Here is a 19471-nt window from a genome sequence, read left to right as displayed (position 1 = left end):
CCGGGCCCCCGGCGGAACCGGGGCCGACCGGGAGATTCACGCGTCCGACGACGCCGGACACATGCCGCCGAACCCGCCGGCTGAAGCCGACGTTGTTGCTAGCGTGAAGCCATGACAGTCCGGAGCGAAACCACTACAGAACGGCACGCGCCGGATGGTTGAGACCTCCGCCGGAGGGCTTCACCGCCGGCGACCTCGACCACTTTCCGGATTTGCCCGCACACACACAGTTGCTCGATGGAAGCTTGGTGTTCGTGAGCCCACAAGCCTCCTTCCACACACTGTTGCTTTACGTTCTGGAGAACGGACTACGCAGAAACCTGCCAGAGGACTTGCGGCTCCGCCGGGAGATGAGCGTCGCCCTGGGGCCTCGGCAATGTCCGCAGCCTGACGTGGTCGTCATCCGTGCGACAGCCGATCTGGGGCCGATGGTCACGGCGTACCAGGCGGCCGATGTCGTCATCGCGATCGAGGTCGTCACCCCCGATTCCGAGATCCGCGACCGGGAACGCAAGCCGCAGCTGTACGCGAAAGCGGGGATTCGGCATTTCTGGCGGGTGGAGCAGGACGCCGACCGGGCGACGGTCTACGTGTACGAACTCGACCCCGCCACTCTGGTGTACGTCCCGATGGGCATCTACCACGACAAGCTGCAGCTCACAGTGCCCTTCGAGATCGACATCGATCTCACGGAGATCGAGAGGCTCTGAGCCGCCGTGATCGGCCGCCCGGGCTCTGCCGGGCAGCCGATCGGTCGGGGTGGCGGGTGGACGGCCTAGCTGAGCGTTTACCAGGTGGACGGGACGGGCGGGGGGACGACCGGGGGGCGGTCGTCGCACGTGATGGTGTTGGGGAGCAGCCACGGGGCGAGCCAGCCGCCGTCGTTGCCGCCGAGGTCGGTCAACGAGAACTCCGAGCCGGTGGGCGGGAAGTTGAACGCGCCGCAGTTGTTGACGCCCACGGCGCCGACGTTGCGGGCGTCCACGTTCTCGAAGGTGGCGGAGCCCTTCACGCGGGCGCTGACCACCGAGGTTCCGGTGCCGTCGACCCTGATGTCCTTGAAGTGGACGTTGGAGATCGAGTACAGGTCCTTCACGCCCCACTCGCTGACCAGCATGATCGCGTTGTAGGTGTTGTCGAGGAAGTGGTTGCCGACCACCTGGATGTTCGCCTCGATGTTCTTCTCCAGCGCGTAGAACCAGATGGCCCCCAGGCCGATGTTCCAGTTCAGCTCGTACGTGCCGGACCGGACCGTCGTGTTGTTCCTGATCCCCATGCCGCCGGTGAACGCCTCGGCGCCGAAGCGGGAGCCCACCTGGATGGCGCTGCCCTCGCGGACCGGGTCGGCGACCAGGTTGCCCGAGACGGTGTTGTCGGTGCCGCCGTATATGGCGATGCCGTTGGCGAGGACCGGCGACTGCACGGTGTTGCGGTCGAAGGTGTTTCGGGCGTTGGCGGTCTTGTCCGACCACATGGCCAGGCCGTCGTCGCCGGTGTTGCGGACGAAGTTGCCGGCCACGACCGAGTCGGTGACGCCGGTGTGGAAGTTGAGGGCGTCGGCGACCTGGTCGACGATGATGTTGTTCGTGACCCGCACGTTGCTCATCGGCCCGTCGAACCACAGGCCCACCTTGGTGTGGCGGATGTACAGGCCGTCGATCGTGGAGTCGCTCATCGCCCCGCCGACGCCGTTCACCTGGTCGGTGTCGACGCGCTCGCGGACGTCGCCCTCGATCGCGAAGCCTGAGAGGTGGACGTCGCGGCTGCCGCCGTCGGCGGCGTCCCTGCCGTAGAAGCCGACGCCGGTGTGCACCGAGCCGTCGGGCGCCGGGGCGGGCAGGGCGACCTCGCGGCCCTTGATGATCGTGTACCAGTTGCCCGCGCCCTCGATCGTCACGTCGTCGACGATGATGTGGCGGTTCACCTGGTAGGTGCCCGGCGGGATGTAGACCTTGAGGCGGCTGCGCTTGGCGAAGGCGATCGCCTTGTCGATCGCGCCCGCCGAGTCGCGCCGGCCGGACGGGTCGGCGCCGAACGCGAGCACGTTGGCGGCGACGAGCCGCACGTGCGGCGCGCCGACGAGCTCGGAGTCGAGCAGGTCGACCACCGTCCAGGCGGCGTTGCTGCCGGCGGGGACCGTGAGCCGCACCTTGTCACCCGCGCGGTAGGTCTTGCCGAGCAGCAGACGCTGCTCGTCGTAGAAGTGGTTCGGGCGGAAGGGCTTGGTGATCACCGGGGCCGGCGTCGTGGCGCTGGGCACGCAGGCGCACTCGGTGATCCACCAGTCGGGGTGCAGCAGGTCGGCGTTCGGGTCGTTCGAGAACGGATACTGGTTGTACAGCCAGGCGTACTGCGACGTCAGCGTCATGGTCTTCTTGCCGGCGCCGTTCACCGTGACGTTGAGCGGCGCGGTGATGCCGCCGCCGTCCGGGGCGTCCGGGATGCTGTAGCGCACGGTGATCGCGTTGGCCGCGGCCGGCAGGGTGAACTCGACGTGCTGGCCCGGCGTCAGCCTGACCGCCTTGCGGCCGGACGCCTCCGCGGGCAGCGTGTAGGCGCTGCGGTCGGGGCCGATCACCGTGCCGTTCGTCGCGGCGTTCTCCGCCTCCTGCTCCAGGAACCTGACGCTCGCCCCCCGGCCGGCGACGAGCGACGGGTCGAGGCCGGCGCGCGTCACGACGGGCGCCGCGGCGCGCTTCGCGCCCGTCTCGGCGACGGCCGGGCCGGCGGGCGCGACCCCGAGACCGAGGGCCGCCGCCGCGAGCGTCGCCGCGGCCCTTCTCGGCCACCTCGCCCCAGCTCCTGTGATGCTCCGTGACATCGAATGCTCGTTTCTCTCGGGGGGTGAACATCTGAAGACGCTCGAGGCGGAGCAAACGCCATGAGAGTGAGGTGACAGTAGGACTCTCGTGCCTCGTTCCACAAGGCTCCTGCGAAATAGTTTCGTAACCTTGTTCTTTAGCTGCGAGTGGACCGTAAATTCTTGCAAGTAGCGTCACGAGTCGTTGCGGGCTCACGCAAGGCGCGGACCAGTCCGCGTCACAGAGGGCGGACGGCGAGGGCGCCGGGAACGGCGCCAGGACAGGCCGCGAGAACGCCCGACCCGCCGCCCCCGCGCGCGGCACTGCGTTAGGATCGATCGTATGTTCGATTATCAGCCGGAATCCCGGGGCCTGCCGTTCCGCGCGCTTCGTCACGGGGAGCGCTGAGCATGGCGACCTATGTCCTGATTCCCGGCGCCGGATGCGGCCCCTGGTACTGGCACCTGCTCGAAGGCGAACTACGCGATCGCGGTCACGACGTCGTCGCGGTCGACCTGCCGTGCGACGACGACGCAGCGGGGCTGCCCGAGTACGTCGACACGGCGGTCGCCGCCGTCGGCGACCGCACCGGCCTGATCGTGGTCGCCCACTCGCTGGGCGGGTTCACCGGCCCGCTGGTCTGCGCGCGCCTGCCGGTCGACCTGCTGGTGATGCTGCAGGCGATGCCGCCCCTCCCGGGCGAGCCGCCGGGCGACTGGTGGGCCAACACCGGCTACCAGGAGGCGATGCGCGAGCACCGTGAGCGCGACGACACCGGTGCGTACGAGAGCGACGACTTCGACGAGCTGTTCTACAACGACGTGCCGCCGGAGCTCGCCGCGGGGTTGAGAAGCAGGCCCCGCGACCAGTCGGGCACCCCGATGGAGAAGCCCTGGCCGCTGGACGCCTGGCCCGACGTGCCGACCAGGTTCCTGCTCTGCTCGGAGGATCTCTTCTTCCCGCCCGCCTTCATGCGCCGCGTCGTCCGCGACCGCCTGGGCATCGTCCCCGACGAGATCGCCGCCGGCCACCTCCCCATGCTGTCGCGCCCCCGCGAACTCGCCGACCGCCTGGAGGCCTACCGTGCCCAGGTGCCCCGAAGGGGCTCCTGAAGGCCGTGCATTCAGGAGCCCCGACCGCTCACCCCAAGTGAGTTGACAGACACGCTGCGAAACGGTTTACTAGAACCAATCGCCCCACCGGCCACGCGCTTGTGGGAGCAGGCCCCGCCCTCGGGCGGGGCCTTGCATTTTTTCTACCAGCTTTCTGGACGACAGATCGCGCCTTGCCCGTCCATCACCTTCTCGGGAAGCTGACAGGCTTTCAGTACGCTAGGGCGGATCTGCCGGAAAAACGTGGGAGACACCCTTTCCAGGCTTACGCTACGCCGGTGGACACGGTGTGGATTGACGATTCCCACCGGCAGTCGGAGTTCGTGGCATACGAGACGAACGGGCTCGGCCAGGTCGGCGTCATTACTGATCACCACCGCCGCCCGGCAGTCCTTTCTGAAGGCGTCGGCGAGGAGGTGGGTGGCGAGGTTCACGTCCGAGCCCTTCTCCTCGACCTTGAGGACCTCCGCGGTCTTGGGGCCGGTGACCGGGGGGCGGGCCAGTCGCATGCGGGCCGTCGTGACCTGGAAACGGCCGAGGTGAATGCTCACCACCGGATTGGCCGCCAAGGCCCGGAGATAGAGTTCCTGGCGAAGGTGCTGGGCCGGATCCTCCTCACGCGGAGCTATGCACGCGGTGTAGTAGCGAATGCGATTGATCCGGTTATGCGGGAGCAACCGCACGGCGAGCGCCTCTAGGTCGAGCCATTTGTACGGCGTTCCCTTCAGGCAGCCGTAGTACAGGTTGAACCCGTCCACGTAAACGTTGGTAATCACAGAGTAAACATACCGTCACTCCGCGTGTCATACGGCTGCTGAGCATTCGGAATTCGCCTGGGGTGTGCGGGGTTGACTGGACCCGCAACATGCCTGTTACGTGTGAGGGTTGACCCTGGGCGGCGGGGCGAGGATAACTGTGGCTGGGGTTCCTGCCAGCCGTACCTTGGAGCTGTGGATGAGCAGCGTGTCCTCGCCCGCCGTGGTCGGTCGCGCCTCTGAGCTTCGCTCGCTGGTCGACGCGATGACACGTCCTCCGGCGGTCGTGCTGGTCGAGGGCGAGGCGGGCATCGGGAAGACCAGGCTGGTCCGGGCGGCGCTCGGGCGCCTTCCCTCCGGCGACCGCACCGTCCTGCTCGGCTACTGCCACCAGATCCGCGAGCCCTTCCCGTACGGGCCGGTGTTCGAGGCGCTGCGCGACATCGAGGGCCGGTTACCCGTGGCCCGGGAGCTCAACCCCGTGACCGGCGCGCTTCGCGGCTACCTTCCCGAGCTGGGCGGGGCGTTGCCCCCGGCGCCACAGCCGCTGGACGATCCGCGCGCCGAGCGGCATCGGGTGTTCCGGGCCATCCGCGCGCTGCTCGCCGCCGTCGGGCCCGCGGTGCTGGTGCTGGAGGATCTGCACTGGGCCGACGACGGCACCCGCGACCTGCTGCGCTTCCTGGCCCACCAGCCGCCCGCCGGGCTGGCGCTGGTGGTGACGTACCGGCGGGAGAGCCACGACGCCGCCCCCGCCCTGCTGGGCCGGGCATACCGCCATCAGCCCGACACCACGCACATGGTGCTCCCGTTGGCGCCGCTGGACGTCTCCGACGTGGGCAGCCTGGCGGGCGCGCTCCTGGAGCGCTCCGACCTGCCCGCTCGCTTCGTCGCCCGGCTGCACGAGCGCACGGCGGGCATCCCGTTCGTGGTCGAGGAGGTCGTCCGGTCACTGGCCGAGGCGGAGGAGCCCGACGCCCTCGACCGCGCGGGCGTGCCGGCGCTTCTGCGCGAGGCGATGGCCGAGCGCATGACGTCCCTGTCGGAGGCGGGGGTGAGCGCCGTGCACGCGGCCGCGGTGCTGCGGCTCCCGGCTGCCGAGCGGCTGATCGCCGCCGTGGGCGGCCACCCCGCGGGGCTGGGCGAGGCGCTGCGCGCCGGGGTGCTGCACGAGCACCCCGGCGACCGGTACGGCTTCCGCCACGCGCTGGCCCAGCAGGCGGTCTACGACGCCATCCCCGGCCCCGACCGCCGTTCGGCGCACGAGCGGGCGATGGCCGCGCTCGGCGAGACGGACGCGCCGCCCCTGGTCCAGCTCGCGTTCCATGCCCGGCAGGCCGGGGACGTCGAGGCCTGGCTGCGGCACGGCACGGCCGCCGCCCACCAGGCCGCGGCGCTGGGCGACACCGCCCTGGCCATCGAGGTGATCGGCGGCATGCTGGACGACCCCGGGCTGCCGGCGTCCGAGCGCGGGCCGCTCGCGCTGACGCTGAGCCGCTTCGCCGCGACCGGCCTGTCCTACCAGCGGGTGGTGCGGCTGCTGCGCCACGTGCTGCGCGACGGGTTCCTGTCCCCCGACGCGCGCGGCGAGGCGCGGCTGAACCTCGGCGTCGTGCTGTCCAACCAGGCGGGCGACACCGCCGCCGGGCGGTCGGAGATCAGGGCGGCGCTCGCCGAGCTGAGCGACCGCCCGACACAGGCGGCCCGTGGCTGGGCCAGCCTGGCCATGCCCGAGTGGGGCACCGAGTCGCTGGCGGAGCACCGGACGTGGATGGCCCGCGCCGAGGCGCTGGTGGTGGGCGCCGACACGCCGGAGCTGGCGGTCGCGGTGCTGGCCAACCGGGCCTCCCTGGAGATGACGACCGGCTCCCCGGAGGCGTTCGCGATCGCCGCCAGGCTGCCGGTGGACGACCCGCGCGCGGGCGTCCGGCGCGAGGTGGCGCGGGCGTACTGCAACCTGCACGACTCGGCGACCACACTCGGCCTCTACGCCGCCGCCGAGCGGTTCGCCGAGGAGGGCAGACGGCTCGCCCTGGAGACCGGGGCGGAGTACCCGGCCTACCTGCTGGACGTGTCCACGGTGCGCAGAGACTGGCTGACCGGGCGGTGGGAGTCCCTCGGCGCCCGCGCGGCCACCCTGGGCGGGCTGGCCACCGAGACGCCGCTGATCGCGATGGACGTCTGGCTGGTGCTGGGAGGGCTTGCCCTGGCGACGGGCGAGTGGGCGGAGGCCGTCAAGCACTTCCACAGCGCGGGCATGGACGCGCCCGACACCCGGTACGTCCCGATCATGCTGGCCGCGGCGGGAGGGCTGATCGACCTGCACCTGGCGCGCGGCGCGATGGACGGCGCGGTCGTGGAGGCCGAACGGGCGGCGGCCCGGCTGCGGCGCAAGGGCGTGTGGGTGTGGGGGGCGCACCTGGTGCCGTCCGCCGTCACCGCCCTGGCCTGCGCCGGGCGCGTGCGGGCGGCGGCCGGGCTGGTGGCCGACTACGCCCGGGGCATCGCCGGCCGCGTCGCGCCCGCCGCGCACGCCGCCCTGGACGCCGCCAGGGGCGCGCTGGCCGCCGCCGAGCAACGGCACGCCGACGCCGCCTGCTCCTTCGGCCGAGCCCGCCGGGCGTACGCCGCGCTGCCCCAGCCGTACGCGGCGGCCAGGGCGGGCGAGTGCGAGGCACGCGCCAGGCTCGCCCTGGGCGACGGCGGCGCCCCGCCGGCCTTCGCCGAGCTGGCCGAGCGCTTCGGCCGGCTCGGCGCCACCCACGACGCCGCCCGCTGCCGCCGCGTCCTGAGGGACATCGGCCTGGAACACCAGGTCCCCCGCGCCCGCGCGCGAACCGCCGGCGCCCTGTCCCAGCGCGAGACGGAGGTGGCCCGCCTCGTCTCCCTGGGCCGCACCAACCGCGAGATCGCCGACGTCCTCTTCCTGTCGACCCGCACGGTCGAGAGCCACGTCGCCACCGTCCTGCGCAAACTGGGCGTCCGCTCCCGCACCCAGGTAGCACCCCCCGCCTGACCCCACCCGCCGCCCATGGTGCCTTCGGCGCGCTTCTTCAGGGCGACCCTCGGCGGTCCATACCGCGGTGGGGGCATGAGGGACCCCCGGGACCGTGGGGCGGTGGTCCCGGGGGTCGGGGTCGTGCTCGCGCCCTTGGGCGGGGCAGACGGTCAGGCGGTTAGACGGTGATGCTCCAGGAGTCCAGGAAGCCGGTGTCGAGGCGGTAGGCGTCGTAGACCTCAAGGGTCCAGGTGCCGGCGGCCTGCTGGCTGACGGTGGCCGTGTAGTTCCTGGTGCCGTAGGAGGTGCAGCTTGAGCCGCCGGCGGTGTCGAGCGTGTACCAGGTGCCGCTCGGGCCGCGCAGGCGGATTCGCAGGTCCTCCGCGCAGGTGTGGGAGATCGTCACGGTGACGCGCACGGGGGACGTCGCGGTGCCGGTCGCGGTGGAGGTGACCGGGCTGGTGACGGTGCTCAGGTCGTTGATCGTGTAGTTGGTGTCGTTGCGGAAGGTCCGCGTGCCGGAGGTGCCGACCGTCAGCGAGTAGGTCGCCGTGTGCGAGCCGGAGGTGGCCGAGCCGGTGACCGTCACGGTGTAGGTGCCGGTCGGGGTGGAGGAGCTGGTGCTGATCGTCAGCGTGGACGAGGAGCCCGAGGACACCGAGGCCGGGCTGAAGCTGGCCGTGGCGCCCGAGGGCAGGCCGGACGCCGACAGGGTGACCGTCTGCGCGCTGCCCGAGGTGGTCGCGGTGCCGACCGTGGCGGTGGTCGACTGGCCCGGCTGTACCGAACCGGCGGTCGGGCTCAGCGACAGGGAGAAGTCGTTGCCCGACGCGTTGCAGGTCGGCTCGCCCGACTGCACCGGAACGCTCACGGCGTTCCAGGCGGCCTTCGTGGTGGCGCACTCGACGCTGGCCGCGCCGTACAGCTCGACCGCCGCGGCGAGGGACGCCGAGCGGGCGTTGGCGTACCGCCAGGAGGAGGTCTTGCGCAGCAGCGCGCCCATGAAGATCCGTCCGGCCTTCTGGATGCCGATGCCGGTCACCGAGGACGGCCCGCCGGAGCAGATGGGGCTGTTCGGCTTGCCGCCGCCGGGCGAGGAGCCCTCGGCCAGCAGGTAGAACCAGTGGTTGAACGGCCCGGCCGCCGCGTGCACCTCGGTGCTCGGGATGGACGTGGACCAGCAGTTGGGGTCACCGGCGAGGGACGGCTGGTACATGTACCGGATGGGGCCGTCGCCGACCAGGTTGACCTCCTCGCCGACCTGGTAGTCCGGCGGGTCGTTCGGGTTGTTGGTGAACGCCTCGGTCAGCGCGCCGAACACGTCGCCCGCGGCCTCGTTCATGCCGCCGTTCTCGTTGCCGGACCCCGCGCCGCCGGGCGTGGTCTGGAAGATGGCGTGGCCGTACTCGTGGGCGACGACGTCGATCGGCGTGGCCTGGCGGGCGCCGTCCTGCGAGCGGCCGAAGTTGGTGTAGCTGCCGTTCCAGTACGCGTTGACGTCGGACAGCCCGACGCGGGCGGGGAAGCCGCCGCCGTTGCCGTTGAAGCCGTTGCGGCCGAGCCAGTCGCGAAGCATGTCCCACTCGCGCTGGGCGGCGTAGAGCGCGTCCACACACGCGGTCTCCAGGTTGGTCCCGGAGCCGGTCCCCCAGACGTCGTCCGTGCCGGTGTACGCCGAGCCGTTCTGCCCGCCGCAGCGCACGCCGGTGCGGGTGGGGTCGGTCATCGAGTACGAGGAGCCGGACCCGCTGGTGGCGATGGTGACCTGGCCGTTGTAGAAGCCGGTGCCGGTGCCGGCCCGCACGTCGTCGTAGGCGTCGGCGATCTCGCCGGTGCGCGCGTCGACGAACACGTGCTGGATGCTGGGCTTGCCGGCGGCGATGCCGGAGACCGTCGCCTCCCAGGCCAGGCGCGGCTGAGCGCCCCAGGCCAGGACGACCAGGCGCGGCGCGGCGGTGTCGTCGACCCGTGCCAGCCGGGTCTTCGCCGTCTCGGTGGCGCGCTCGGCGGTGACGGTGGGCGCGGTCGGCACGCCGTCGGCGATGGCGCCGGAGGCCGCCGTGGTGTCGCGAACGTTGCCGCTTCCGTCGGTGACGACGACCGCGTCGCCGCCGACCACGGGCAGGCCCTTGTAGGAGCGCTCGTAGGTGACGTAGAACATGCCGCCGGTGCCGGAGTTCACGCCGGTGCGCCGGTAGCTCTCGCTCGGGCCCTTGCGAAGGTCGTCGAGGCCGCTCGCGACGGCGCGGTCGGCGGCCAGCGCCGCGGCCTGCGGCGGGTCGGCCATGGTGGCCTGCACGCGTTCGGCGCCGGGCGGTGGTTTGGCGGCCGCGGGAGTGGCCGGTGCCACCACGGCGACGGTGGTGACGACGGCTGCCGCCATCAGGAGTGCTCTGCGCCTCATGGGCGTCTTCCTTTCTCTGCCTCCCACGCCGCGTTCCGCCGGGGTGTGCGGGGTGCGGCGGCCTCGCCGCGGAGGGGGTCCGTCGGCGGGCACGGTGGGATCGGGGGGTGGTGAGAGAAGAGAAACGAGTGGTGCTGGCGCCGTCACGGGCCAGGGAGAGGGCCCGGTCATCCGGCGGGACTTACCCGAGAGCCGGAAAGCCGCTACGGCGGTGAGTCGGGAGAGGTCACGTGCGGGCGCTCCTTCCTGGGGCGAAGGGGACGGGTGAACCGGCCTGCCGTGACGCTAGAACCGCCCTCAGTGGTTGAACATCCGTAGTGACATCCGTATGTGTACGGAAAAAGCGGGATAGGCACCTGTCGGTACGGCGAACGTCCGCGGTGTGGGTCACTCACCCGGCGGGGGCGGGGGCGGGGGGCGGCACACCCGGGTCCGATCGCGCTCCGCGCACCGGGTGAGCGCCGTGGCAGCGCTCTGGGCGCGGTGAGCAACGTGGAAGCGCTCCGTGCGGGGTGAGCGGCGTTGAAGCGCTCTGGGCGCGGTGAGCAACGTGAAAGCGCTCCGCGCGGGGTGAGGGCCGTGAAAGCGCTCCGCGCACGGGGTGAGCAGCGTGAAGGCGGACGGCCGCCGGGTGCCGCCGGTGCTCGCCCGGCTCCACACCCCGCCCAGGCCGGGCGGCGGCGGGTGACGCCCCGGCGTGCCGCGTACTACTCCCGAACGCCGCACCCCGGCGGCCCCGCGGCACGCGGGGCGGCGGCACGCGGGGCGGCGGCACGCGGGGCGGCGGCAGGCGCCGCCGTCCCCCCGCGCGGCTCTAGTGGAAGAAGTGGCGGGTGCCGGTGAAGTACAGGGTGATCCCCGCCTTGGCGGCGGCCTCGACGACCTCCTCGTCGCGGACGGAGCCGCCCGGCTCGACGATCGCCTTCACCCCGGCCTCGACGAGCACGTCGAGGCCGTCGGCGAACGGGAAGAACGCGTCGGACGCCCCCACCGAGCCGGCCGCGCGGTCGCCGGCGCGCGCCACGGCCAGGCGCGCGGAGTCGACGCGGTTGACCTGGCCCATGCCCACGCCCACGGTGGCGCCGCCGGCGGCCAGCAGGATCGCGTTGGACTTCACCGAGCGGCATGCCTTCCAGGCGAACGCGAGATCGGCGAGGACCTCCGGGGAGGCGGGGTCGCCCACCTTGAGCTCCCACGAGGACGGGTCGTCGCCGGGCGCGTCCACCCGGTCGACGGTCTGGGCCAGCAGGCCGCCGTCCACGCGGCGGAACTCGGCGGCGTTCGACGGGCCCGACGGGCAGCGCAGCAGCCGGATGTTCTTCTTGGCGGTCAGCACCTCCAGCGCCTCGGGGGCGAAGGAGGGCGCGACCACCACCTCGGTGAAGACCGGGGCGATCTGCTCGGCGAGCTCGGCGGTGACCTCGCCGTTCACGGCGATCACGCCGCCGTACGCCGACACCGGGTCGCAGGCGTGCGCCTTGCGGTGCGCCTCGGCGACGTCCGCGCCGACCGCCACCCCGCACGGGTTGGCGTGCTTGATGATCGCGACGGCGGGCTCGTCGAAGTCCCACGCGGCGCGCCAGGCGGCGTCGGCGTCGACGTAGTTGTTGTAGGACATCTCCTTGCCGTGCAGCTGCTCGGCGTTGGCCAGGCCGTCGGTTCCGCCGGAGTACAGCGCGGCCCGCTGGTGGGGGTTCTCGCCGTACCGCAGCACGGCGCGGCGCTCCCAGGAGGCGCCCATGAAGGACGGCCAGGCGGTGTCCTCCTCGGGGGCGTAGACGTTGGCGAACCAGGAGGCCACCGCCGTGTCGTACGACGCGGTGTGCGCGTAGGCCGTCGCGGCGAGCCGGCGGCGCTCCTGCTCGGTGAAGCCGCCCTCGGCGATCGCGGTGAGCGCCTGGCCGTACCCGCGCGGGTCGACGACCACGGCGACGGTGCCGTGGTTCTTGGCCGCCGCGCGGATCATGGCGGGGCCGCCGATGTCGATCTGCTCCACGCACTCGTCCGGGGAGGCGCCGGAGGCGACCGTCTGCTGGAACGGGTACAGGTTGACGACGACGAGCTGGAACGGCTCGATCTCCAGCTCTTCGAGCTGCTTGACGTGGGAGGGGTTGGCCCCGTCGGCCAGCAGGCCCGCGTGGACGCGCGGGTGCAGGGTCTTGACCCGGCCGCCGAGGCACTCGGGGAAGCCGGTCAGCGACTCCACCGGGGTCACCGGCACACCGAACGAGGCGATCTTCGACGCCGTGCCGCCCGTGGACACGATCTCGACGCCGGCGGCGTCCAGAGCCCGGGCCAGCTCCTCCAGCCCGGACTTGTCATAAACCGTGATCAGCGCGCGCCGGATGGCGATGCGGGTCACTTCGTGCTCCTCCCTGTATCCGGACCGTCCGTGCTTTCGTGACGACCCGGAGGTCGCGACTCTCCGTTGGGCCGGTGGCCGAGGCGGACGTGACGGCCGCTGACGGCCCAGCCCTCGCGCGCCATGCGGCCGACGACCTCGACGAGCAGGCCGCGCTCCACGATCTTGATGCGTTCGTGCAGCGACCCCTCGTCGTCCCCATCCTCCACGTCCACCGCCGTCTGGGCGATGACGGGGCCGGTGTCCACGCCCGCGTCGACCAGGTGCACCGTGCAGCCGGTCACCCGGACGCCGTACGCCAGAGCGTCCTTGACCGCGTGGGCGCCGGGGAAGGACGGCAGCAGCGCCGGGTGGGTGTTGACGACGGGGTGGGCGGCCAGCACCCCGGCGCCGAGGATCTTCATGAAACCCGCGGAGACCACGAGGTCGGGCTCGTGGGCGGCGATGGCCGCCCGCAGCGCCTCGTCCCAGGCGGCCCGGGCGGGGTGGTCGGCCAGCCGGACGACGAAGGTGGGGATCCCCGCGCGGCGGGCCCGCGCCAGGCCCTCGATGCCGTCGCGGTCGGCGCCGCCCGCGACGATGCGGGCACCGTATGCCTCATCAGCGGCGGCGTCGATGAGGGCCTGTAGGTTGGTCCCCGAACCGGAGACGAGGACCACGAGCCGAGCCGACAGGGCTGCTCTCCTTCGGGCGATGTTGACGGGTACGGCTGTCAGCGTATCGGCCCGCTCTCGCTCCACGACGCAGAGGAGGTCAGGTGCTACCACCCGCCGAGACATCGGGGGTCGAGATCGGGCGCCGGGCGCTGTTGCTCTCCATCGGCGCCCTGGCGCTGACCATGCTGGTGCCGGTCATGGGGCTGGCCCTGGGGGTCGTCGCGGCGGTCGTGAGCGTGCGCGCGTGGCGTGCGCTGTCGAGCAGGCGCATGCCGATCATCATGCCCATCACGGGGTTCCTCGTCTCCGTGGTGTCCATCGTGCTGGCGGCCGCGGTCACGTGGTTCCAGAGCTACTTCGGCGGCGAGCTGACCCGGTACACCGAGTGCATGAAGGGCGCGGGCACCACCACGTCCCAGCAGGTGTGCCTGAGCGAGCTCGAACGGGCGATGGAGCGCAAGCTCCCGTTCATCCCGCCGAACAGCCTGCGCCTGCCCTTCGCACCCTGACCAGGGAATGTAACCAGCAACAACGGACATATCTCTGCTGGTAAGCAGACATGTCGATGTCGGGCCCTGGCACCTCGCCCGGGGACGCGCGAGCGTCCCCGCATCCGCCCGTGAAGCTCAAGGAGATACCTGTGACCTGCAACCACCTCGAACTGGTCAAAGACGTGCAGCCCAGCAACCCGATCGGCTGCGACGAGTGCCTCGCCATGGGGTCACGCTGGGTCCACCTGCGCACCTGCCTCACCTGCGGGCACGTCGGCTGCTGCGACTCCTCGCCGAACCGGCACGCCAGCGGCCACTACGCCACCGAGGCCCACCCCCTCGCCGAGTCCTTCGAGCCCGGCGAGGACTGGGCGTGGTGCTACCCCGACCAACTGCTGCTGGAGCCGTCGCCCAGCGGTCAGGGATCGCGGTCCCACGCGTAGGGGTCCACGTAGATGACGTGACCGCCGCGGTCGTCGGTCTCGTCGACGATGTCGCGGCGCGTCCCGGCGCCTGGGGCCCCGGCCCTGCCGGCCGCCGCCCGGGACGCCGCCGCCCTCCGCGGGCCGGGCGCCGGGTCGAACGTCTCCACGGCCGAGGCGTGCTCGTCGCTCCAGTCGGCCCGGACCACCGGGATGGGCTGGGTGTCGGCCTCCGTGGCGTCCATCCAGTGGCCGGGAAGGCCGCCGGCGGGCGCGGCGGCCGGCTTGACCTTGGCCGCAGCCTTGACGATCGCCTCACCGGCCCTCCACACGGGGGCGGGGGCGCGGGCGCCGCGGTACATCAGCCACCAGTTGGCCAGCCCGGCCGAGATGCCGGCGGCGACGCCGACCTCAAGCGCCACCGAGAGCGCCACCTCCCAGGCCGACGGCCCCACCGCCGACAGGCGGGCCCCGCCGAGCGGGCCGCTCGCGAGCGCGGCCAGCAGCCCCGCCGACAGGCCGGTGGCCAGGCCGCAGACGAAGCCCCACAGCGGCGCCGACTCGAATTGCGGCGTGGGGGCGACCCGCGCCACCACCACCCCGGCGATCGCGCCCGCGAGGAACGGCAGCGCCAGCACGCTCATCAGCCACGGGGACGTCACCCCCGACCCGGGCAGCGCGCCCAGCACCGGCAGGGCGGGCATCGTGCCGAGCTGGACGCCGGTGGGCGCGACCAGCGTGCCGGTGCCGAGCGCGAAACCCGGGCCGCTGAGGTAGGACATGCCCCAGACGACGAAGTTCGGCAGGTAGAGCCCCTGCACCAGCAGCAGGAGCAGCCCGCCGACGAAGCCCGGGGCCAGCGGCTCCGACAGCCGCTGGATCTGCTCCAGGTTCGTGGCGACCGCCACCAGGACGAGCACCAGCCCGCCACCCAGCAGCGTCAGCAGCGCGACCCCGGTGCCGGCGACCACCGACCTCGGCCGCTGCGGGATCAGCCGCACCATCGACCGCCAGGGGCCGATGGTGCGGGCGGTGGCGGCCGAACCGGCGACGAACGCCAGCAGGAAGTGGCTCACCAGCGCCTCGCCGACGAACGGCTGGGTGAGGTTGTTGCGGGCGACGAGCGCGATGACGCCCGCCAGCAGGGCGTACGGCGCCGCCAGCGAGATGCCCGCCTGGGCGATGAGCACGAGCTGGGCGCGGCGGCGGGCGTTGGCGAGGTCCTTGGTGCTGCCCTTCGGCAGCCGGGCGGGCAGGCGCAGGCGCAGGTCGGCGTCGCGGGCCATCCACAGCGCGACGCGGTACAGCAGGGTGGCGGGCAGCACCATCAGGCCCAGCGGGAGCAGGCCGATGCGGCCGCCGGGGATCGCGAAGCCCGCGTGGTGGGCGGCGAGCCACACCTGGCAGGCGGCCCGGAACACGCCGGGGATGCCCTGGCCGAACGCCCCGCGCGGCGCGGCGATCCAGCCGATCAGCGTGATGGTGGTCAGGACGGCGATGCCGACGCCGAGGGTCCAGGCGGCGGCGAGCATCCCGGAGACGGGTAGCGGACGGCGCGCCTCGTCGTCGTCACCCGCGCCGGTGAGGGGGATGCGGCTGAGCACGGAGCGGGGGGCCGCCCGGAGCTGGTCGAAAAGGGCCGTCACAGTAGTCGATGTTCTCAGCATCCCCGCCCGGCACGGGCACACCCCGCCCGCGTGTCGCCCTCTTTGTCCCTCAGGAGCGGCCGGACGACCCGGATGCCCGGACGACGAGCGCCTCTCCGGGGCCGCCTGGGCGGCCCCGGAGGGGTGAGGCTCGCGGTCAGCGGGAGCGCATGACCTCGCGCATGAGGCGGGCGGTCTCGCTGGGGGTCTTGCCGACGCGGACGCCGACCTTCTCCAGCGCTTCCTTCTTGGCCTGCGCGGTGCCGGCCGAGCCGGACACGATCGCGCCGGCGTGCCCCATGGTCTTGCCCTCGGGGGCGGTGAAGCCCGCGACGTAGGCCACGACCGGCTTGGTGACGTGCTTCTCGATGTAGGCCGCCGCGCGCTCCTCGGCGTCCCCGCCGATCTCGCCGATCATCACGATCGCCTCGGTGCCGGGGTCGTTCTGGAACGCCTCCAGCGCGTCGATGTGCGTCGTGCCGATCACCGGGTCGCCGCCGATGCCCACCGCCGTGGAGAACCCGACGTCACGCAGCTCGTACATCAACTGGTACGTCAAAGTGCCCGACTTGCTCACCAGGCCGATGCGGCCCGCGGAGGTGATGTCGGCCGGGATGATGCCGGCGTTGGAGGCGCCGGGCGAGGCGATGCCGGGGCAGTTCGGGCCGATGATGCGGGTGGCGTTGCCCTTGGACTCCGCGTACGCCCAGAACTCGGTGCTGTCGTGCACCGGCACGCCCTCGGTGATGACGACGGCGAGCGGGATGCCGGCGTCGATCGCCTCGATGACGGCCGTCTTGGTGCCCGCGGGGGGCACGAAGATCACGGTGACGTCGGCGCCCGTGGCCGCCATGGCCTCGGCCACGGTGGCGAACACGGGCAGCTCCACGCCGTCGAAGTCGACGGTCGTGCCGGCCTTGCGGGGGTTGGTGCCGCCGACGACCTTGGCGCCCGCCTTGAGCATGCGGCGAGTGTGCTTGGAGCCCTCGGAACCCGTCATGCCCTGCACGATGATCTTGCTGTTCTCGGTCAACCAGATAGCCATTACGCACCCACCGCCGCGAGTTCGGCGGCACGCTTGGCCGCGTCGTCCATGGTGTCCACGAGCTCGACGCCGCTCAGCGCGGCGTCGGAGAGGATCTGCCGCCCGAGGGTGGCGTTGTTGCCGTCCAGCCGGACGACCAGCGGGTGGGTGACGGTCTCGCCGCGCTCGTCGAGCAGCTTGAACGCCGAGACGATGCCGTTGGCCACCGCGTCGCAGGCGGTGATGCCGCCGAAGACGTTCACGAACACCGACTTGACGCTGGGGTCGGACAGGACGATCTCCAGGCCGTTGGCCATGACCTCCGCCGAGGCGCCGCCGCCGATGTCGAGGAAGTTGGCCGGCTTCTGCCCGCCGAACTGCTCGCCGGCGTAGGCGACGACGTCCAGCGTGGACATGACCAGGCCCGCGCCGTTGCCGATGATGCCGACCGAGCCGTCGAGCTTGACGTAGTTGAGGTCCTTCTCCTTGGCCCGGGCCTCCAGGGGGTCCTCGGCGGCCTTGTCGGCGTAGCCCTCGTGCTCGGCCTGGCGGAAGCCGGCGTTGTCGTCGAGGGTGACCTTGCCGTCGAGGGCCTTCACCTCGCCGTCGGCGGTGAGGATCATCGGGTTGACCTCGACCAGGGTGGCGTCCTCGTCGACGAAGACGGCCCACAGCTTCTCGATGAGGTCGGCGGCGCCGTCGAGCGCGGCCTCCGGGAGCCCGCCCGCCTTGGCGATCTCGCGGGCGTGCTCGCGGTCGACGCCGGTCAGCGGGGAGACCGGCACCTTGGCCACCTTGTCGGGCGCCGTGTGCGCGACCTCTTCGATGTCCATGCCGCCCGCGGCGGAGCAGATGGCGAGGAAGGTGCGGTTCGCGCGGTCGAGCAGGAAGGAGAAGTAGTACTCCTCCGCGATCGCGCTGGCCTCCTCCACCAGGACCTTGTGGACCGTGTGACCCTTGATGTCCATGCCGAGGATCTCGGTCGCCTTCTGCTCGGCGTCCGGGGCGTCGGAGGCGAGCTTGACGCCGCCCGCCTTGCCGCGGCCCCCGGTCTTGACCTGGGCCTTGACGACGACGCGGCCGGTCAGCTCCTCGGCCGCCGCGCGCGCCTCATCCACGGTGTGCGCGACCACGCCGCGCGGCACCGGGATGCCGTACTCCGCGAAGAGCTCCTTCGCCTGATGTTCGAACAGGTCCACGAGGGTCCGTCCTTGCTTGTCCGGCTTGCTTCTTCTCTACGTTGAGGACCAGGCCTCGGAGTGCCCGCACTCGACCGGAAACCTGGCCCCAGAAGCCTAGCCGCCACCAGGACCGACAACGGCCGCCGGGGGGGCCGTACTCCGTGCGGCGGGGCAATGGGGTACGGCAAATTCCACCAAGTTCGCCAAAAGCCTCAAAAGTCCCCATAGCCCCATGGAGAACCCGGTAACCTCCAGCTCGCGTGCACCCTGGCCCCGCATCGGGGGCCCGACAAGGAGGACCCCCCAAATGAGGCGATGGATCGCCACGATCACCGGCGTCGTGGCCGCCACCCTGATCGCTCCGGGCGCTCCGGCGGCGAGCGCCGACGCCGCGCCCTCCGGAGCCCATTCCGCGCTCGCGCGGCAGTTCGTCGCCGGCCACGGAGTCAAGATCAGCCACAGCTCGACGATCGCCAAGGACGGCGCGGTCGTGGGCGGCAGCGCGATCTCCGGCAAGCTCGGGTTCGACCGCTCGGGCGTCGTCACCTCCGACCTCGTCGCCCGCTCGCTCGTGGCCGAGCAGCCGGGCCTGAAGCCGGTGCGCCGCATCGCCGCCGGCGACGCGACCTACGCGCACGGCGGCTCCTACGACGCGCGCATCCCTCCGGGCGTGCGGTGGGTCAAGCTCGACGGCGGGGTGCTCTTCGGCCAGAGGTCCTTCGCGCCCGAGATCGACCTGGCCGTCCGCACGGCCTACCAGGGGCTGCTCGCCACCGCCGCGTCCAAGAGGGCCGGCGGCACGGTCGGCGGCGCCTCGACGACGCGCTACTCCGGCACGATCAGCCTGGGCAAGCTGTACGGGCTGACGCCGGCCCTGCGCGGGAAGGCCGACGGGCTCAGCCGGTCGGCCTCCGCGACCAAGGTCGCCTGGAGCCTCTGGCTCGGGCGCGACCTGCTCCCCCGCCGCTTCTCCACCGCCCACGACGCGCGGGTGGAGTCGCTCGGCGACGTGCGGGTGTCGAACACCTCCACCTACAGCGGCTGGGGCTCCAGCGTCGCCATCAAGACCCCCGCCGACGTGATCGACATCAAGGACCTCCCCGAGGACGCCCCGCCCGCCGACCCCACCTTCGTCATCACCCCCGACTCCGTCCTCACCACCCGCCTCTGACTCCCCCGCCAAAGCCCCGGGCTCCCGCCTGAGCCCGGGGCTTCCCCCTGCCCCCACCTGAACGCCCCGAGCAAGCCTCCCTACGACGGCGCCCGCTTCCCAGGCATCGGATCCAAGCGCCCTCGGGGTCGGCCTCGAAGATGTCCGGCCGACGATGATCCTCATGTCAGCACGGCTCACGATGCCTCTGCCGCCGGTTCGTCACCGCTGCCGCCGACTCGCCACCGCCGCCGAGGAAATCGCCACCGCCGAGGAAATGGTGCCTTCGGCGCGCTTTCTCAAGGGCCCCCTCGGGCCCGGTCCCCCATGGTGGCGCGAGTGGCTGTCCTAAGCCGCTGAAGGGCAGGGAGGCAGGGCGATTGATTCGTCTTACCCCCTGAGTGGCCGCGGCTCCTCACCACGCGACAACGGGACCCCCCACCTGCAGCCGGCGTCATCCTCCCCCGCC

The 19471-nt window shown here is 72.2% G+C and carries 14 protein-coding genes; 6 read left to right on the top strand and 8 right to left on the bottom strand.

Going from position 1 to position 19471, the window contains the following annotated elements; translation table 11 throughout:
- Positions 1-158 precede the first annotated feature (158 nt).
- The gene (locus PYR91_RS00650) at positions 159-710 is read left to right on the top strand and encodes a Uma2 family endonuclease (protein ID WP_279776864.1); all 552 of its coding nucleotides are present in this window, start codon (positions 159-161) and stop codon (positions 708-710) included.
- Between the two features lie 77 nt (positions 711-787).
- Here the strand turns inward: PYR91_RS00650 and PYR91_RS00645 are convergent, their stop codons facing one another.
- A complete protein-coding gene (locus PYR91_RS00645; RefSeq protein WP_279776862.1) occupies positions 788-2821 on the bottom strand; it encodes a glycosyl hydrolase family 28-related protein in 2034 nt (677 codons plus the stop codon).
- 390 nt (positions 2822-3211) lie between these two features.
- On the opposite strand from PYR91_RS00645, the gene PYR91_RS00640 reads away from it, so the two are divergent.
- Complete coding sequence (locus PYR91_RS00640; protein WP_279776861.1) at positions 3212-3913, top strand: alpha/beta hydrolase; 702 nt, start codon at positions 3212-3214, stop codon at positions 3911-3913.
- A 143-nt stretch (positions 3914-4056) separates the two neighbouring features.
- On the opposite strand, the gene PYR91_RS00635 is transcribed toward PYR91_RS00640, so the two are convergent.
- Complete coding sequence (locus PYR91_RS00635; RefSeq protein ID WP_279776859.1) at positions 4057-4689, bottom strand: NYN domain-containing protein; 633 nt, start codon at positions 4687-4689, stop codon at positions 4057-4059.
- Between the two features lie 178 nt (positions 4690-4867).
- On the opposite strand from PYR91_RS00635, the gene PYR91_RS00630 reads away from it, so the two are divergent.
- A complete protein-coding gene (locus PYR91_RS00630; protein ID WP_279776858.1) occupies positions 4868-7684 on the top strand; it encodes a LuxR family transcriptional regulator in 2817 nt (938 codons plus the stop codon).
- Positions 7685-7844: 160 nt separating this feature from the next.
- On the opposite strand, the gene PYR91_RS00625 is transcribed toward PYR91_RS00630, so the two are convergent.
- The 3 genes from PYR91_RS00625 to purN form a co-directional block, all read right to left on the bottom strand.
- The gene (locus PYR91_RS00625) at positions 7845-10070 is read right to left on the bottom strand and encodes a M4 family metallopeptidase (protein ID WP_279776857.1); all 2226 of its coding nucleotides are present in this window, start codon (positions 10068-10070) and stop codon (positions 7845-7847) included.
- 814 nt (positions 10071-10884) lie between these two features.
- Positions 10885-12432, bottom strand: a complete 1548-nt coding sequence (purH, locus tag PYR91_RS00620; protein WP_279776856.1) for a bifunctional phosphoribosylaminoimidazolecarboxamide formyltransferase/IMP cyclohydrolase — start codon at positions 12430-12432, stop codon at positions 10885-10887.
- Positions 12429-13106, bottom strand: coding sequence for a phosphoribosylglycinamide formyltransferase (gene purN / locus PYR91_RS00615; RefSeq protein WP_279777089.1), 678 nt, complete (start codon positions 13104-13106; stop codon positions 12429-12431). The genes purH and purN overlap by 4 nt, the downstream gene beginning before the upstream one ends.
- A gap of 83 nt (positions 13107-13189) precedes the next feature.
- On the opposite strand from purN, the gene PYR91_RS00610 reads away from it, so the two are divergent.
- Both PYR91_RS00610 and PYR91_RS00605 read left to right on the top strand, forming a co-directional pair.
- Positions 13190-13597: a hypothetical protein gene (locus PYR91_RS00610; RefSeq protein WP_279776855.1), complete on the top strand. Its 408-nt coding sequence runs from the start codon at positions 13190-13192 to the stop codon at positions 13595-13597.
- Between the two features lie 131 nt (positions 13598-13728).
- Positions 13729-14022 (top strand): UBP-type zinc finger domain-containing protein, encoded by a 294-nt coding sequence (locus PYR91_RS00605; RefSeq protein ID WP_279776854.1) that lies wholly within the window; start codon positions 13729-13731, stop codon positions 14020-14022.
- Here PYR91_RS00605 and PYR91_RS00600 read toward each other — a convergent pair.
- From PYR91_RS00600 to sucC, 3 genes are all read right to left on the bottom strand, one after another.
- On the bottom strand, positions 13998-15647 hold the full coding sequence (locus tag PYR91_RS00600; RefSeq protein WP_279776853.1) for a DUF6350 family protein: 1650 nt from the start codon (positions 15645-15647) through the stop codon (positions 13998-14000). The genes PYR91_RS00605 and PYR91_RS00600 overlap by 25 nt on opposite strands.
- A 157-nt stretch (positions 15648-15804) precedes the next feature.
- On the bottom strand, positions 15805-16692 hold the full coding sequence (gene sucD, locus PYR91_RS00595) for a succinate--CoA ligase subunit alpha (RefSeq protein WP_279776852.1): 888 nt from the start codon (positions 16690-16692) through the stop codon (positions 15805-15807).
- Positions 16692-17870, bottom strand: a complete 1179-nt coding sequence (gene sucC / locus PYR91_RS00590; protein WP_279776851.1) for an ADP-forming succinate--CoA ligase subunit beta — start codon at positions 17868-17870, stop codon at positions 16692-16694. The genes sucD and sucC overlap by 1 nt, the downstream gene beginning before the upstream one ends.
- A gap of 289 nt (positions 17871-18159) precedes the next feature.
- Between sucC and PYR91_RS00585 the strand changes: the two genes are divergently transcribed.
- Entirely contained in the window at positions 18160-19023 is an 864-nt protein-coding gene (locus tag PYR91_RS00585; RefSeq protein WP_279776850.1) for a hypothetical protein, read from the top strand.
- The last annotated feature ends 448 nt before the right edge of the window (positions 19024-19471 follow it).

Source organism: Sphaerisporangium sp. TRM90804 (assembly GCF_029846175.1).
In the GTDB taxonomy this organism is placed as follows: Bacteria; Actinomycetota; Actinomycetes; order Streptosporangiales; family Streptosporangiaceae; genus Sphaerisporangium.
The sequence above is the reverse complement of the archived record's forward strand: the minus strand, read 5'-3'. Positions and strand labels throughout refer to the sequence as shown.